The following is a 14,627-nucleotide window of genomic DNA, read 5'->3' on the forward strand; positions in this document are numbered from 1 at the left end:
CGCTGTCTGATCTCATCAGGCAGGCCGGGCGCATGACGCTGCGCGACTGGCGCGCCGGCGAACTGACGATGCTGCTGCTCGCGCTGGTGCTCGCGGTCGCGGCACTGTCCAGCGTCGGCTTTCTCGCCGACCGCCTGCATCAAGGTCTCGAACGCGATGCGCGACGGATGATTGCTGCCGATTTCATCGTGCGTGCCGATCATCCGGTCGATCTGCAGTTCAGCCGCGAAGCGCAGGCGCTGAAGCTGAACACGGCGACCACCGCCATTTTCCCGAGCATGATCAGTTCGACGCCGGGTTCGAACGCGAACCAGCCGGTGTCGCGGCTCGCCGCGATCAAGGCCGTATCGGAAGCCTATCCGTTGCGTGGCGCACTGCGCATCGCGCCTGCGCCCGATGCGCCCGACCACGCCGTCAACGCGATTCCGCCGAAGGGCACCGTATGGGTCGATCAGGCGCTGCTCGATGCGTTGAAGTCGCGGGTCGGCGACGCGGTGAAGGTAGGTAGTCGCACATTTACGATTGGCGCGGTCATCACGCGCGAACTGGATCGCGGATTCTCGTTCGTCAATTTCTCGCCGCGCCTGATGCTGCGCGACGACGAAGTCGCGTCGACCGGCCTGATTGCGTACGGCAGTCGCGTGACTTATCGGTTGCTTGTCGCCGGTCCGGACGAAGCCGTCGCGCAATTCGCGCAGTGGTCGCATGAACGCGTCGACGGCGGCAAGATGCGCGGCGTCGCGCTCGAATCACTGCAGGACGGGCAGCCGCAGGTGCGCCAGACGCTCGATCGCGCGAGCCATTTCCTCACCCTCGTTTCACTGCTGACGGCGTTGCTTGCCGCCGTCGCGATTGCGATGGCGGCGGATCGTTATATGCGACGGCATCTCGATGGTTGCGCAGCGATGCGTTGCCTCGGCGTCAGCCAGAAGACGCTGCGCTCGCTCTTCACGCTCGAATTCGTCGGGCTCGGTGTGATGGGTGGTGCGCTCGGCGTGGCGCTTGGATTCGGCGGACATCTCGCGTTGTTGTGGTGGCTCGCGAGCCTGATCGACGTCGCGTTGCCGTGGCCGACCGCGTGGCCCGCACTCGAAGGCATCGCGGCCGGTCTCGTGCTGCTGCTCGGCTTCGCGTTGCCGCTGTTGCTGCCGCTGACGCGCGTGCCGCCCGTGCGGGTGCTGCGTCGCGAGTGGGGCGACGAAGGGCGCATCGCGTGGGCGGCATACGCGCTCGGCATCGTGCTGTTCGCGGCGCTGCTGATCGTCGCTGCAGGCGAACTCAAGCTGGGCGGTATCGTCGCGGGCGGGTTCGCGGGCGGGCTGCTCGTGTTCGCGATCATCGCCCGGCTCGCATTGTGGGGCGCATCGAAGCTCGTGCGCAGCGAGCGTCTGAATGCGGGCATCGGCTGGCGATACGCGCTGGCTTCGCTCGAACGACGCAGCAACGCGAGTGCGTTGCAGATCACGGCGCTCGGCATCGGACTGATGTGCCTGCTGCTGATCGCGATGACGCGCAACGACCTGGTTGCCGGCTGGCGCAAGTCGACGCCGCCGGATGCGCCGAACGAATTCATCATCGATGTCCAGTCCGATCAGCGCGAAGTTGTCACGCAGTATCTGAATGCGCACGGGCTGCCGGGCACCGAACTGTCGCCGATGGTGCGTGGTCGTCTGATTGCCATCAACGGCAAGCCGGTCAATCCCGATTCGTACAAGACCGAAGACGCGCGGCGCCTGGTGGATCGCGAATTCAACCTCTCGTACACGACGAGCCTGCCCGACGACAACCGCATCGAAGCCGGCACGTGGTACGGCGAGGCGACGAAGCCGCAGATTTCGATCGAGCAGGGTCTCGCGAAGATCATCAATGTGAAGCCCGGCGATACGCTGCGCTTCGACGTGACCGGCCTGCAGATCGACGCGCCCGTCACGAGCGTGCGCAAGCTCGACTGGGGCTCGTTCAAGGTTAACTTCTTCGTGCTGATGCCGCCCTCGTCGTTGCAGGACTTTCCTGCGACGTTCATCACGAGCTTCCATCTGGCGCCCGAAAAGCGCGCGACGATCGACGGCCTGATTTCCGCGTATCCGAACCTCACCGCGATCGATACCGGCCCGATTCTCGCCCAGGTGCAACGCGTGTTGCAGCAGGTGATCGGCGCGGTGCAGTTCCTGTTCGCTTTTACGCTCGCGGCGGGCGTGCTGGTGCTGTACGCGGCGCTCGCCGGCACGCGCGACGAGCGTATGCGAGAATCCGCGCTGCTGCGCGCATTGGGCGCGTCGCACCAACAGGTGCGCGCCGTGCAGGTGGCTGAGTTCGTCGCGGTCGGCGCGCTCGCGGGCCTGATGGCGGCGGTGGGTGCGCAGATCATCGGCTGGGTGCTCGCGACGCGCGTCTTCGACTTTCATCTCGACTTCAACCCGTGGCTGCTGCCGACCGGGATCGCTGCGGGCATCGCGTGCGCGGGCATCGGCGGCTGGCTGAGCCTGCGGCATGTCCTGTCGCGTCCGGCACTGCAATCGCTGCGTGACGCCTGAGGCCTCACGTCCGACACGAGGCCGCATCTGATTTTTCGACTTTCTTCTATTTTCACGTATGACTGATCCGATCGACGAAGCGCCCGCTCAAACCACGGCGTTCGAACTCGTGGGCGGCGAGACGCGCGTGCGCGAACTCATCGACCGCTTTTATGACCTGATGGACCTCGAACCGGAATTCGCCGGCATCCGCGCGCTCCATCCGCCGACGCTCGAAGGCTCGCGCGACAAGTTCTTCTGGTTCCTGTGCGGCTGGCTCGGCGGGCCGGATCACTACATCAGCCGCTTTGGGCATCCGCGTCTGCGCGCGCGGCATCTGCCGTTCGCGATCGCGTCGGACGAGCGCGACCAGTGGCTGCGCTGCATGGCGTGGGCGATGGAAGACATTGGGCTACCCGAAGTGCTGCGCGAGCGGCTCCTGCATTCGTTCTTCGAAACCGCGGACTGGATGGTCAACCAGAAATCGTTAGTAAAGAAGATGACGTAAGTCTGAGGGGCCGCGGCTTCGACTTCCTCTAGCCTCCACGAGGCGTCCTGCTGTGCCCGGATAACTGCTGCATCCAGCACTGCTTCGACTTCGCAGAAAAGTTGCAAATCTGCGTCGCCATAGCCCGCTTTCCAAAGCAGATATGCGAGATATGTGACACGGATTATTTCATTTAGAGAATGGCGGCTTCCTCCGCCTCGACCACAACCGACTAAAGCTAAGTGACAAGCCAACGACTGTTCGCGGACATAGTCGTTAGGTATCGTCTGGCCCAAAGTGCTTGAGAAGCAGCGCAAGGAAGTCCTTGGCGCATCGTTACTCGGAGTGCCTGGTGTATGGCAGTGCGAAGGTGAGGTACGACATCTCGTGGCTCAACGCCTCATCGACATGTCGTATCTGCTTGGCGAGCTGCCATCACGAGCCGCAACTTTCACTGAAGCGCTATCTCCGCTGCATCACTGGCACCCGACGTGGCTCACCATTTCATCTGACCTCAAGACACAGTGGCGACAGCTATCTCTATCAAAGGACGAGAATGAGGAACGCGACGGAAATGACGTGACGGAAATGTGCACTACACCTCTCGCATGTAAGCATGGTGATGTCCTTTTCTTCACATGTTATGTGTCGACATAGTTAAAGTAGGCTAGTCCATCATCTGGCAAATACCATTGGGCGTTTCCCCAGAAGAGAATCGAGACGCGCATTGGTACCCGCCTGAACAAAGCAACCCATGTTTGACGTGCCGGGTGAACGGCCCAATGATTCGGAACACTGCTGGAATCGTCGACTTTCCAATCCATTGACCAGGTGTAAACGGATGGTCGGTGCGACTCGATAGGTGTATGCAGCGTCAACCGCGCTCGAGGCGTACTTCTGCGAGGAAGCGCACCTACTGAGCTCCAGGCGAGTGCGCAGTTTGCCCATTTGTGTCCCGCGACCGCCGTCTGCTTGAAGAAAACTCTTTAGCTCCGGCGGGTCGCCCTCTTCGGTTTAGGTCGGGGCCGGACATTGTCCCGAGTGGCACCAACGTACGCTTCTATTATCATGGAGACGCGAACCGGAGACTCCCATGTGCTACTCGGCCCAGATTCAAGCTGACTATCGCAAGTTCGTACGGATGTTTGGCGCGACGATGAGCCTCAAGGAATTCGCGCGCCTCTTTTTCGAGCGAGCGGAGGGCAGCAAAGCGAAGATTCCGAAGGCTATGGAAGACGCGTTTTCGGAGCCTCAGTCCGATGCCGAGCGCGAGGTGAAGGCGCTCATCGACCGGTTTAACGCAGAGCAGGTGACGAAGCTCGAGCAGGACCTGTTCAAGCAGCGCACTCGCTTGGCGGACGCCGAGCGTTCACTTCAGACTAAGGTGACGAAAGCCGCCGCCGAAAGCCAGCGAATAGCCACCGACAAAATCGCCTGGGCCCGCGGCAAGCTTGACGACATACAGCGGACCGAGCCGAAGGCCCCCGATTCGCGCATCTTCCCTGGGCACTACGCGCCAGTGATGGTAATGGAGAACGGACAGCGCGTCATAAAACCCATGCGCTATCAGTGCCGCATTGCGGGCAAACCGGCGTCGTATGACGTCAAATTCCCCGGAACCTATAACGCCCGAAGAGACAGCTTGGAAGGTTTTTGGAAGCCGCTGTTCGGTTACTCGCACGGCATCCTTGTCGTCAATGCGTTCTATGAAAACGTCAGCCGCGCAAAGATGGAGGGGCGAAACGTTGCCAAAGGTGAGAGAGACGAAAACGTTGTTTTGGAATTCCGGCCGAATCCGGCGCACGACATGCTTGTTGCCTGTTTATGGTCGCGCTGGTCTGCACCGGGCGAGCCAGACTTGCTCTCATTTGCTGCCATCACAGATGAGCCGCCCCCAGAGATTTCTGCAGCGGGGCATGACCGCTGCGTTATTCCGATAAAACCAGAGAACTTAGACGCGTGGCTCAACCCGAACGCATCCGACCTTGCGGCGTTGTATGCAATTCTGGACGACCGTGACCGACCTTACTACGAACACCGACTGGCGGCATGACTGCCATCACTTTGCTCCGCGATAATGGCTTGGCTAAATCGAGCCGCACAGTTCCTCGCGCAACTGCAGTTGTCAGCCACGACCGCTCGCAATTTTTGGCAACTCACGAATGGACCTTTGGATTCAACCTTGTGCGCGATGTGCTGACCTATACGGCAAGTCGGCCGCTGAGCCGCCGCATCAAGACCCCACGCTCAACGGCGCCGGCATGATGAAAGATGTGCGAGTAGAAGAGCACTACACCCGCGCTCGCTGTCGCGCGGTGTTTTCGCGAATTCTTGTCGGACCGCTGGCGCGGCAGATTTGGATGCTGCTAAACGCCGGTCAGCATTGACGCAATGCTTGCTCAATCTCGAAGGAGCACGAGTACCCTCACGCCTGGATTTCACCAGATCGGAAGGACGCTGCGATGGGTACAGCGTGGAGTGCCCATTCAGTTCGACGACGACAACGCACCGGTCTATTCTGCATTCCTCCCGTGCGAACGCCGGGACTTATTTAAATGGGCAATTGCACTATGAGCTCTGGACGAGCTGTAGCTGGAATCGATATTGGCGGCGACCGGAAGGGGAATCATCTGGTTATTCTGCGTGGTACCCAGATTGTGTGCAACCTCCGCAAAGAAGCGCCGGGGCATATGCTCGAAAAATGCTTCGAATTTGAGGTAGCGGCGGTGGGCATTGACGCACCCTGCAGGTGGCGAATTGGCGAGGCTGGCAGGCAAGCTGAGAAGTCTCTTGCTCAGCAAAGAATCTTTTCATTTGCCACACCGACTCGCGAAATGGCCATGTCCAGCAAAAGCGGATTCTACGGGTGGATGTTCAACGGCGAGCGTGTATATGACGCATTCGCTCCACACTTTCCTCTTTTCAAGAATGGTGAAGAAATCGGTGACCGAGTGTGTTTCGAGACGTTTCCCCACGCGATAACTTGCGCCTACCTTGGGAAGGAAGTCGCATCAGCGAAGAAAAAGGGAACTCAGCGCCGAGAAATCCTCAAACATGAGGGAGTTGAAACAACGCCGCTGAGGTCTATCGACGACGTTGATGCGGCGCTGTGCGCGTTGACGGCAAATTATCTACTTGACGGAAGAGTCGAAGCGTACGGCGATGAGCTAGGGGGATTCATCGTGGTGCCTACTCCCGCTGTTCACGATAGGCGAGTTAGTTCAGACCTTTCCCACGACTGAACTAATACGGTTGATGCAATAGCGGCGCCATGTGTCCCTTGAGTCCGTTAGGCACAGACTTGAGCTCCCTCACGGGCGACGGCAGTTTTAATAGCGGCAATCACATTCCAGGAGGACGGGTGTATCTGAGACGAAATTTGGTCTTGTTGCTGTCAATGGCAGCGTTTGGTTCGACCGCGGCATGGGCGAGCGATATTCGATGTGCGACCACGCGACAACCGGCGGAACGCGTGATATGCGACCACGCCATCCTGAACAATGAATACGACGATGTCTTCGCGCAGCAGCAGGCTCTGCTGAGCAGTGGAAAGCTCTCACCTGAACAACTCGCTCAGTGGCGGCAATCGCGCAACGCCTGCGGTGACGTCCACTGCATCGACGGCGTATTTGCTCGGTGGGCGGCGATGGCCAAGTCTGTCGAAACCAATTCCCGCGCTGCGGTGGCTCCGGTTATGACCTCGGCTACTGCCATGGCTCCTGTCGGACCTGCTTCGGAAGCAATCGTCCATCCCGCATCCCAGGCCTTGCCGACTTCGGAAGCATCTCTGGTGCGCCAAGGGAGTGCCGCCGGCGTGGCGCTTCCGAAACCCGTGGAGACACAAGCCTCTTCGCCTACGGTCGCGTCTACTCCCTCGGGCGCGAGTGAGTCGCGGGGCACGACCGGCATGAGCGCCGGTCTGATGACGGCATTGCTTGTAGCCGTTGGATTCGGCGCACTCTTCCAACGCCGAAGGAGGAGCGGTGGAAGCACCGGGGAACCACCAAGTAATGTTCGCGGCAAGGACAAGCCTTGAGCGGACCGCATAGAAGGGCATGGAGCGCGGCGACGCAGTGTTGTGATTTTCGGTGATACGCCGCTCCAGTCAATGCACTAGCCTTTCCTAGCGAGACCGTGGCATATTGCGACCACATTTATGAGGAGGCCACTTGATGGCAACGACTTTGAAAGCAATGCAGGCGAAGATTAAAAAATTGCAGGCCCAAGCGGATGCGCTGATTGCAAAGCAATCGTCGGGCGTCATCGAAAAGATTCGCGAGTTGATGGCGAAGCACGGCCTGACCACCGCTGACATTGACGCGCACGCTGGCGGCAAGCAACGCGCCACGAAGGCAGTTGCCAGGACCACGAGCAAAGGTAGCGCTGCTGCGGTCAAGTATCGCGACCCGAAGAGTGGTGCAACCTGGACCGGACGTGGCCGGGCACCAGGTTGGATTGCCGCCGCGAAGAACCGAGACAAATTCTTGTTTGACGGAAGTACGGCGATGGCGAAGCCGGCTCCCGTCAGCGAAGCGAAGGCTGCTGGCAATTATGTTCGCGGTCCGCAGCCGGCGATGTATCAGGACCCAACATCGGGCGCGACATGGAGCGGCCGCGGTCGTGCGCCGGCGTGGCTGGCTGGTGCCAAAGACCGCAGCGAGTTTCTGATTGATGGCGACAGCACGGCGGCCGATGCGAAACCGGCGGTCACGAAGGCTGTTGCGAAGAAGGCCCCGACGGCGAAGAAAACTGCTGCCAGGAAGGCCGTGAGCGCAAAGGCGCCGGCTAAGAAAGCAGCAGCGAAGAACACCGTGCCGACCGCAGTCAAGAAAGCGCCGGCAAAGAAAGCGCCACGCAAGACCGCAGCCGTGACTGCTCCGGTGGCCACAGTCGAGTCTGGCGCCGAGTTGGCGACCTGAGCACAGTTGGCAGTTGCCCGGTGGACTAGCGATTCTCCAGGCCCACCGGGCAAGCAAACGACACGACGTTTTATTGCGCCTGGGCTGCCTGACGTTGCGCGGCTTGCTGTTGAGCGTGCTGCTTCGCAAGGTGCCTGCCGACCATGCAGCCACCTACCGCACCAACGACAGCGTGGTGCCCCGCGTAATGCCCAGCGACCCCGCCTACCACCGCGCCCTTGAGGCAGCCTGCGGCGTTTGCCGTGCCTGCCATTGCGAAGGCCAGCGTCGTTGCAATCAAGGCGATTCTTATCGGGCTAGCTTTCATTCGAAGGTACTCTGAGGTTTTATTTTTCGGATGTGGCGCTTTCCGGTGTCGTTTCAATACCCGCGCCAATCACGACGCTCGCGCCACTCGTGCTCACGCCATTCCTGGCGGCGCCATTCACGTTCACGCCACTCACGACGCTCGCGCCATTCCCGGGCACGCCAGTCGTCACCGTCGTACGCGACGGCGACAGGTGCGGGAGCATACACGACGGGAGGTGGCGGTGCGTACACCGGCTCTGCCGGCGCATACACGGCTCCGGGGATGCCCAGTCCGATGGCGACGTCGACGTGCGCCGATGCTGCCGTTGATGCCGCCAGAACCGCCAGACCAAGTGCTGCGCCAAGTATCTTCTTGTTCATCTTCGCTACTCCTCGCACATTCGAGTGCAATGTCAGTGACTACGGCTCGAAGTGTAGGTTGCGATGCTGGACACAGGTGAAACGGCGGTGCGAGATTGGTAACACGGCATTACTAGCGCCGGAGTACCGCGTGCGCGGTATGCCGTCAGGACCTGCAGTTGCGAACCCGAGCATCAAGTTGGAGCCGCTTATGTATGTCCGCGACCGCCTCGGGCATACGAACGTGCAGACGACGATGGTGTACCTCGACCAAATTGAGCGGCTCGTGGGCGCAGAGGCGCTTTCGATGATGGAGGAGTTCGACCGTCTCTACGACGTAACCCCGGTGCTGCTCGCACACAGCGTCAGCACATCGTCTTCGAACTGATAACCCGGGGAACAGTCAATGGCGAGGAAAAAGAACTATCAAGCCAATTCGCTCCGCCGAGGCAAAAAGTTGCTTCAAGCGCGAGCTATCCCTGTCCGCGACTTGGACGAACTGCTCCTGCATACTGCGGAGTCCATCGAAATTCGTAGCACTGGCCACGCTTGGTGCCTAAGTGGCACCCGAGTTTGCCACGGGCAGGGCGTCTATGAGCCAACGAATTGTGCAGGCATGCTCCCATGCCGTCATTGACCGCAACCATGCTGCCGTTTGGCAGGCGATACATCTTGACAATCTGCGTTTGGCGGCTGTCACTGATTGCGGCCCAGCCGTGGTGCAGAAGGCCCGGCGAGCAATTCGGCGCTCTAAGCAGGTCCTACGAGAACCTGGTGTTCCTTTACCTTCTGCGGCACAAAGGGCGGCCTACGCAAAGTCGGGGATAATCTCGTGAAGCCGACTGGCAAAAACGCGACTCGTGAGCCTCGGCCGCGCAACCGGGACAAGACGAAGGAGGAACTACAGTCTGCGGTTTTGCGGGTCAAGAATAAAGGCCTGAAAATGAGCATATCAGCGGTCGCCGCCGAGGCGGGGGTGAGCCCAAGCCTCATCCATAACACTTACCCCGACCCCGCTGAAGACATTCGAGCCCTGGTTGGTCGTTCCACGCGCCAGCAGCGCGATATCAAGGCAGCAGAGCTTGCCGAGGCGCGTGCCGAGCTGAAGGAACTACGAGAGCAGCTTAAGGCGGCGCAAAGTGATATCGCCACCCTTGCGTCCATTAACGAGACGCTCCGCGACGAGGTAACCTCTCTCCAGGCTCAGGTTGCTGGAAAAGTTTTCGTGATGCCCAATCGAAAGGGGGCTGAGACAGCGATGCCGTGTTGTATCTGACGTGAGTCACCTCTGGGACGCGCAATATCGTGGGCATAACCAACGGTTGCTGGCGAAGTGAAATACGGAACGGAGTTATGTTTCACTGGGTCTGGACGGGGCGGTCCGGCGTAGACGAAGTCATCCGTGGAGAAGACGAGTCTCATGCCCCGGAGTCCGGCAGTATGGCAACAGCCTTCCGGAATAGAACTCACCCTTTTTCCACTCAGCTATTTGGCAACAACTAACAGTAAGTAGTCTTCACAGGAGCTGGATGCGTAACCGGCCGGATTGATCCGGCTGCGCGTCTGTCTGCCAGTTGGCGGCGGATAACACGTTGCGCCGCGCTCTGCGTGACGTGGGGTGCCGCGGCGCGGCCGCAACTGGCCTGTTTCAACAGCCAGTACAGTCCGGTCGTCCTGGCCATGCGGCTGACTTTCGGTGCCGCCGACCGCCCGGCATAATGGGTTTTTGCGGAACAACGAAGGGATTCATCATGACGACGCGCGCGCTGTTTCGCGACGATGCCTATCTCACGCAATGCGAAGCCACGATTACCGCCGTGGACGAGCAGGGCATCCATCTCGACCAGACGGTGTTCTATCCGCTAGGCGGCGGCCAGGCGGGCGACGCCGGCACGCTGACGCTCGCCGACGGCACGCGTCTTGTTATCGCGGACACCCGCAAGGCGAAGTTCGAAGGCGCCACGCCCGATGACGCCGTGCATGTTCCCGCGCCCGGCCAGGAAGCGTTGCTGGCGCGCTTTCAGCCGGGTGAGCGCGTGACGGCCGACATCGACTGGGAGCGTCGCTACCGGCACATGCGTCTGCATACGGCGAGTCATCTGATCTGCGCAGTGCTGCCGTATCCGGTGGACGGCTGCAGCATCACGAGCGAATACGCGCGTCTGGATCTTGCGACAGTCGAGCCGATCGAACGCGAGATGATCGAAGCGCGTCTCGCCGAGCTGGTCGGCGGTGCGCATGGCGTCTCGACACAATGGATCACGGACGAAGAAATGGAGCAGCGTCCCGAACTCGTTCGCACGATGAGCGTGAAGCCGCCGATGGGGCTCGGGCGCGTGCGTCTGTTGCGCATCGAAAATGTGGATCTTCAGCCGTGCGGCGGCACGCACGTGCGCAACACGGAGGAAATCGGCGCGTTACGTGTGGCAAAGCTGGAAAAGAAGAGCGCGCGCACGCGGCGCATCGTGCTGGAGTTTGTGTGAGCGCGTGGCCGGATGAACTGCCGCTGCGTAGCGCAGGGAGACGTTCGTGTCGCCACGCCGCCTGCGTCGTTGACGGTTAAGGCTGACCAGTGGCCGGCGTGCGCACGAAAACGCTCAACAGTTCGTCGGTATCGCCGGGCCGCGCACCTGACCAGTACGGCTGCCAGTCGCTTGACAGAGGGCGCGTGGCGTGTCGGCCGCCTTGCACGATGAGCCACGTGCATTCCGTGCTGTCGGTGTCCTTGACGGGCATGTGTTCAACGCCGGCGAAGTAATACAGCATCGGCGCTTCCGATTCACCCAGCCCGATACTCGCCATGCAGTCGCCGTCGTTCCAGTCCATGTCGAGGTGCGTGCGCAGGTCTTCGAACACCGAACGATAGCTTTTCGCCTCATCGAGCCACGGCAGCAGGAGCGTGCTGACGAGACCCCATGCGACGATCGCACCGAGGCACCAGCTCAACGCACCGCGCCATCGGCCTGCATGTTTGAGCGCCGGCAGCAGCCACAGCCAGCCGGTGGTCAGCAGCAGCGCTGAACCGATCAGTACCGGCCGCATCGGCATCACCCAGTCGAGCGGCAGCCAGCGGCCGAGCAGATGCACGCTCGCATGGGCGTTGACCGGCCCCGTCATCGTCGACCAGACGGTCCATGCGAGCGCGGCGAACGCGCCGAAAAGCACGCGGCTCGTCATATCCCAGAAGAAATGGACACGTTCCGGTACGCGTTCGACGCCCTGGATGGCGAGCAGCGCCAGCGGTGCGATGAACGGCAGGATATAGACCTCACGCGCAGTCGCCGACATCTGCAGGACGAGCACGCCGATGCCGGCGAAGAGCGTCGGCAGCGCGATCTTCGGATCGAGCAGATGGCGCCATCCGCCGGGCAATCGTGCCGCGAGCGCGATGAGCGCGAGCGGGCTGACCGGGAAACCGACGGTCAGGAGCGCGCGCAGTATGAAAAAGCGCGTGTCGTTTTCCGAGCCAAGCTCGGCCACAGAAAACCCGAAGAAGCGGCCGACGTTGTTATCCCACAGCCAGACCTTGAACAGCTCTGGTGAGCGCGTGTAGAAACAGGCCGGCCAGATCAGCGCAAACGGCGCGAACGCGAGCGCGGCGAGCATCAGCGAACGCGCAAAGCTGCGCGTGCGGCACGCGGGATAGAGCAGCATGACCGCCGCCGTCGTCGCACCGAACACGAGTGGCACAAACAGGCCCTTGGCCATCAGCGAGACGCCGACGCCCGCGCCGAACATCACCGCCGCGTGCTTCGCAGCCGGCTGCGGAGCGTCGTCGATCGTGCGAAGCTGCGCGCACACGAGCTCGAACAGTCCGCAAAAGCCGAGCGCTGCGCCCGCCATCAGCGCGACGTCGGTCATCATGTCGTGCGCGTGCTTGATCACGACAAGGCTGCTCGCGAAGAGCGCAATGCCGCCGATCACGCGGATATCGAGCCAGCGTTGTGCGCCGGTTCCAGCACGCACCAGGCGCGCCGTGCAGAACAGCGTGGCGGCCGAGAAAAGCGCGCTCGCAAGGCGGGCGGCGTCGTGCAGCGGCAGATAGCGTCCGAACATCCACGCTAGGCCTGCGGCGACCCAGTCATAGATGGGCGGCTTTTCGACGAAAGGCTGGCCGGCGTTGGTCGGCACCACCAGGTCGCCGGTTTCGAGCATGTGCTGGACGATGCCGAATGTATACGTTTCGTCCTGCTTCCACGGGTCGTGCCCGAGTGTGCCCGGCAGCACCCACGCACACAGCAGCGCGATGGCGATGATCCAGATGACGGAGCGCGACCATTCGATCCGGCGAACCGGGCTCGCGGGCGTGGCGGGTGAAAGCGGAGCGGCCGGGTTTCCGGCCATGAGCAGCGGGGTTGCCGCGCCGGTTCGCGCATCGCTCGCGACGGCGGCGCCTGTCGCGTGAACGCGCGCAGGATGTGGCTTTGGGTGATCCATTGCGAAAGTCTCTCGTCGCCGCTGCGACCCTGCGGTCCGCGAGTGGTTATGCGTGTCGTCCGTGTTGTCTGGTAGCGCCACGTGTAGTCCTGGCTCGCGCATTGCTCCGCGAGACCCGGCGACATTCTATGCGCCATTTATTACGAACGGTTACAGGGCGCGCAAGGATTCTGAAATACGGCCGCGCGGACGCGACTATGCCCCGGCAGAAAGCCAGAAACAGAGGGGAGAGGGTGGCTTCAGCGTCCCGCGCTGACGTCCAGCAGCGCGCCGTTTACATACGACGCCGCATCGCCCAGCAGCCACACAATCGCTTCGGCCACTTCGTCCGCGCTGCCGGCGCGTCCGAGCGGCGTTTGCGCGCCGAGCACCGCGGCGCGGTCCGGGCGACCGCCGCTCGCATGAATCTCGGTGTCGATGAGTCCTGGACGCACCGCATTCACGCGCACGCCCTGCGGGCCGAGTTCCTTCGCAAGGCCGATCGTCATCGTATCGATCGCGCCTTTCGAGCCGGCATAGTCGATGTATTCATTCGGCGAACCGAGCCGCGATGCCGCCGACGATACGTTCACGATCGCACCGCCATCGCCGCCGCGATCCTTCGCCATCCGCCGCGCAGCTTCGCGCGCGACCAGATACGCGCCAAGTACGTTGACGTCGAACACGCGCTTCAACCGTGCGGCATCCATGTCGGCGAGTTGCATCGACGGCGCGACGATGCCCGCGTTATTGACCACCGCATCGATGCGTCCGAACGCATGCACGAGCGCGTCGAACATCGCGATGACGGCGCTTTCATCGGCCACATCGCCCGGAATGACGCGCGCATGACCGCCGGCGCGGCCGACTTCAGCGGCGGTTTCACGCGCGGCCGCTTCGTTGTGTGCGTAATTGACGCCGACCGACCACCCGCGAGCGCCCAGAAGCCGCGCGGTAGCGCGTCCGATACCGCGGCTTGCACCTGTGATCAGAACGACCTTGGTCATGGCAGAAGTCTTTGGAGAGTGTCAGCGATCAACGCAGCGTAAAACACAAATCAGACGACTTCGCGGTTATCGGCCCACTTGTCCCGCGCGGGCGGCTGGTAGCGTTGCAGCTTGCCGATCAGCGCCATGGGGTCTGCGTCGATCTGCAGAATGTCGAAGTACGTCTGGCGCATGAAGCCTTCATCCACGGTGTGACGCAGGAGCGACACCAGCGGATCGTAGAAGCCGTCGATATTCAGCACGGCCACCGGTTTCTGGTGGTAACCCAGTTGCGCCCACGTGAACACCTCGAACAGCTCTTCGAGCGTGCCCGCGCCGCCCGGCATCGCGACAAACGCATCCGACAGGTCAGCCATCATCTTCTTGCGCTGATGCATGTCGGGCACGACGTGCAGTTCGGTCAGCCCGTTGTGGCCGACTTCCTTGTTCACCAGCAACTCGGGAATCACGCCGATCGCACGACCGCCAGCCGTCATGACTTCGTCGGCGATCACGCCCATCAGGCCGACCTTGCCGCCGCCGTACACGAGCGCGAGGTCCGCTTTAACGAGTGCCCGTCCGAACGCTTTCGCAGCTTCGGCGTAAAGAGGTTTGGCTCCATCGGAGGAACCGCAATATACGCAGACTGCCTTCATGC

15 protein-coding genes are annotated in these 14,627 nt (G+C 61.6%); 10 read left to right on the forward strand and 5 right to left on the reverse strand.

Going from position 1 to position 14,627, the window contains the following annotated elements:
• Positions 1 to 32 precede the first annotated feature (32 nt).
• From P3T21_RS21505 to P3T21_RS21535, 7 genes are all read left to right on the forward strand, one after another.
• Complete coding sequence (locus P3T21_RS21505) at positions 33 to 2,534, forward strand: ABC transporter permease (protein ID WP_429258035.1); 2,502 nt, start codon at positions 33 to 35, stop codon at positions 2,532 to 2,534.
• 58 nt (positions 2,535 to 2,592) lie between these two features.
• Positions 2,593 to 3,021, forward strand: a complete 429-nt coding sequence (locus P3T21_RS21510) for a group II truncated hemoglobin (protein WP_429257965.1) — start codon at positions 2,593 to 2,595, stop codon at positions 3,019 to 3,021.
• A 1,072-nt stretch (positions 3,022 to 4,093) separates the two neighbouring features.
• The gene (locus P3T21_RS21515) at positions 4,094 to 5,053 is read left to right on the forward strand and encodes an SOS response-associated peptidase family protein (RefSeq protein WP_429257966.1); all 960 of its coding nucleotides are present in this window, start codon (positions 4,094 to 4,096) and stop codon (positions 5,051 to 5,053) included.
• Positions 5,050 to 5,265 carry a hypothetical protein gene (locus P3T21_RS21520; RefSeq protein WP_429257967.1) on the forward strand — a complete coding sequence of 72 codons (216 nt, stop codon included), beginning with the start codon at positions 5,050 to 5,052 and terminating at the stop codon, positions 5,263 to 5,265. Before P3T21_RS21515 ends, P3T21_RS21520 begins: the two co-directional genes overlap by 4 nt.
• Before the next feature lie 305 nt (positions 5,266 to 5,570).
• Complete coding sequence (locus tag P3T21_RS21525; RefSeq protein ID WP_429257968.1) at positions 5,571 to 6,242, forward strand: DUF429 domain-containing protein; 672 nt, start codon at positions 5,571 to 5,573, stop codon at positions 6,240 to 6,242.
• Between the two features lie 59 nt (positions 6,243 to 6,301).
• Positions 6,302 to 7,036: a hypothetical protein gene (locus tag P3T21_RS21530; protein ID WP_429257969.1), complete on the forward strand. Its 735-nt coding sequence runs from the start codon at positions 6,302 to 6,304 to the stop codon at positions 7,034 to 7,036.
• Positions 7,037 to 7,172: 136 nt separating this feature from the next.
• Positions 7,173 to 7,919, forward strand: coding sequence for an H-NS family nucleoid-associated regulatory protein (locus tag P3T21_RS21535; protein ID WP_429257970.1), 747 nt, complete (start codon positions 7,173 to 7,175; stop codon positions 7,917 to 7,919).
• Between the two features lie 70 nt (positions 7,920 to 7,989).
• On the opposite strand, the gene P3T21_RS21540 is transcribed toward P3T21_RS21535, so the two are convergent.
• Together P3T21_RS21540 and P3T21_RS21545 are read right to left on the reverse strand one after the other, a co-directional pair.
• Positions 7,990 to 8,226, reverse strand: a complete 237-nt coding sequence (locus P3T21_RS21540; protein ID WP_429257971.1) for a hypothetical protein — start codon at positions 8,224 to 8,226, stop codon at positions 7,990 to 7,992.
• Between the two features lie 53 nt (positions 8,227 to 8,279).
• On the reverse strand, positions 8,280 to 8,588 hold the full coding sequence (locus P3T21_RS21545; RefSeq protein WP_429257972.1) for a hypothetical protein: 309 nt from the start codon (positions 8,586 to 8,588) through the stop codon (positions 8,280 to 8,282).
• A gap of 190 nt (positions 8,589 to 8,778) precedes the next feature.
• On the opposite strand from P3T21_RS21545, the gene P3T21_RS21550 reads away from it, so the two are divergent.
• The 3 genes from P3T21_RS21550 (at position 8,779) to P3T21_RS21560 (ending at position 11,050) form a co-directional block, all read left to right on the forward strand.
• Positions 8,779 to 8,955 (forward strand): hypothetical protein, encoded by a 177-nt coding sequence (locus tag P3T21_RS21550; protein ID WP_429257973.1) that lies wholly within the window; start codon positions 8,779 to 8,781, stop codon positions 8,953 to 8,955.
• Between the two features lie 444 nt (positions 8,956 to 9,399).
• Positions 9,400 to 9,843 (forward strand): TetR family transcriptional regulator, encoded by a 444-nt coding sequence (locus tag P3T21_RS21555; protein WP_429257974.1) that lies wholly within the window; start codon positions 9,400 to 9,402, stop codon positions 9,841 to 9,843.
• Between the two features lie 475 nt (positions 9,844 to 10,318).
• Complete coding sequence (locus P3T21_RS21560; RefSeq protein WP_429257975.1) at positions 10,319 to 11,050, forward strand: alanyl-tRNA editing protein; 732 nt, start codon at positions 10,319 to 10,321, stop codon at positions 11,048 to 11,050.
• 76 nt (positions 11,051 to 11,126) lie between these two features.
• Here the strand turns inward: P3T21_RS21560 and P3T21_RS21565 are convergent, their stop codons facing one another.
• From P3T21_RS21565 to P3T21_RS21575, 3 genes are all read right to left on the reverse strand, one after another.
• Positions 11,127 to 13,004: an ArnT family glycosyltransferase gene (locus P3T21_RS21565; RefSeq protein WP_429257976.1), complete on the reverse strand. Its 1,878-nt coding sequence runs from the start codon at positions 13,002 to 13,004 to the stop codon at positions 11,127 to 11,129.
• A gap of 239 nt (positions 13,005 to 13,243) precedes the next feature.
• Positions 13,244 to 13,990 (reverse strand): SDR family oxidoreductase, encoded by a 747-nt coding sequence (locus P3T21_RS21570; RefSeq protein WP_429257977.1) that lies wholly within the window; start codon positions 13,988 to 13,990, stop codon positions 13,244 to 13,246.
• A gap of 50 nt (positions 13,991 to 14,040) precedes the next feature.
• Complete coding sequence (locus P3T21_RS21575) at positions 14,041 to 14,625, reverse strand: TIGR00730 family Rossman fold protein (protein ID WP_429257978.1); 585 nt, start codon at positions 14,623 to 14,625, stop codon at positions 14,041 to 14,043.
• Positions 14,626 to 14,627: the final 2 nt, after the last annotated feature.

This window comes from Paraburkholderia sp. GAS334, assembly GCF_050436625.1.
In the GTDB taxonomy this organism is placed as follows: domain Bacteria; phylum Pseudomonadota; class Gammaproteobacteria; order Burkholderiales; family Burkholderiaceae; genus Paraburkholderia.

Excerpts from the sequence above, each read along its gene's own strand:
- P3T21_RS21545 (WP_429257972.1), bottom strand. The coding sequence starts at position 8,588 with ATGAACAAGAAGATACTTGGCGCAGCACTTGGTCTGGCGGTTCTGGCG.
- P3T21_RS21520 (WP_429257967.1), top strand. The coding sequence starts at position 5,050 with ATGACTGCCATCACTTTGCTCCGCGATAATGGCTTGGCTAAATCGAGC.
- P3T21_RS21560 (WP_429257975.1), top strand. The coding sequence starts at position 10,319 with ATGACGACGCGCGCGCTGTTTCGCGACGATGCCTATCTCACGCAATGC.
- P3T21_RS21535 (WP_429257970.1), top strand. The coding sequence starts at position 7,173 with ATGGCAACGACTTTGAAAGCAATGCAGGCGAAGATTAAAAAATTGCAG.
- P3T21_RS21515 (WP_429257966.1), top strand. The coding sequence starts at position 4,094 with ATGTGCTACTCGGCCCAGATTCAAGCTGACTATCGCAAGTTCGTACGG.
- P3T21_RS21525 (WP_429257968.1), top strand. The coding sequence starts at position 5,571 with ATGAGCTCTGGACGAGCTGTAGCTGGAATCGATATTGGCGGCGACCGG.
- P3T21_RS21540 (WP_429257971.1), bottom strand. The coding sequence starts at position 8,226 with ATGAAAGCTAGCCCGATAAGAATCGCCTTGATTGCAACGACGCTGGCC.
- P3T21_RS21570 (WP_429257977.1), bottom strand. The coding sequence starts at position 13,990 with ATGACCAAGGTCGTTCTGATCACAGGTGCAAGCCGCGGTATCGGACGC.
- P3T21_RS21505 (WP_429258035.1), top strand. The coding sequence starts at position 33 with ATGACGCTGCGCGACTGGCGCGCCGGCGAACTGACGATGCTGCTGCTC.
- P3T21_RS21565 (WP_429257976.1), bottom strand. The coding sequence starts at position 13,004 with ATGGATCACCCAAAGCCACATCCTGCGCGCGTTCACGCGACAGGCGCC.
- P3T21_RS21510 (WP_429257965.1), top strand. The coding sequence starts at position 2,593 with ATGACTGATCCGATCGACGAAGCGCCCGCTCAAACCACGGCGTTCGAA.
- P3T21_RS21575 (WP_429257978.1), bottom strand. The coding sequence starts at position 14,625 with ATGAAGGCAGTCTGCGTATATTGCGGTTCCTCCGATGGAGCCAAACCT.
- P3T21_RS21550 (WP_429257973.1), top strand. The coding sequence starts at position 8,779 with ATGTATGTCCGCGACCGCCTCGGGCATACGAACGTGCAGACGACGATG.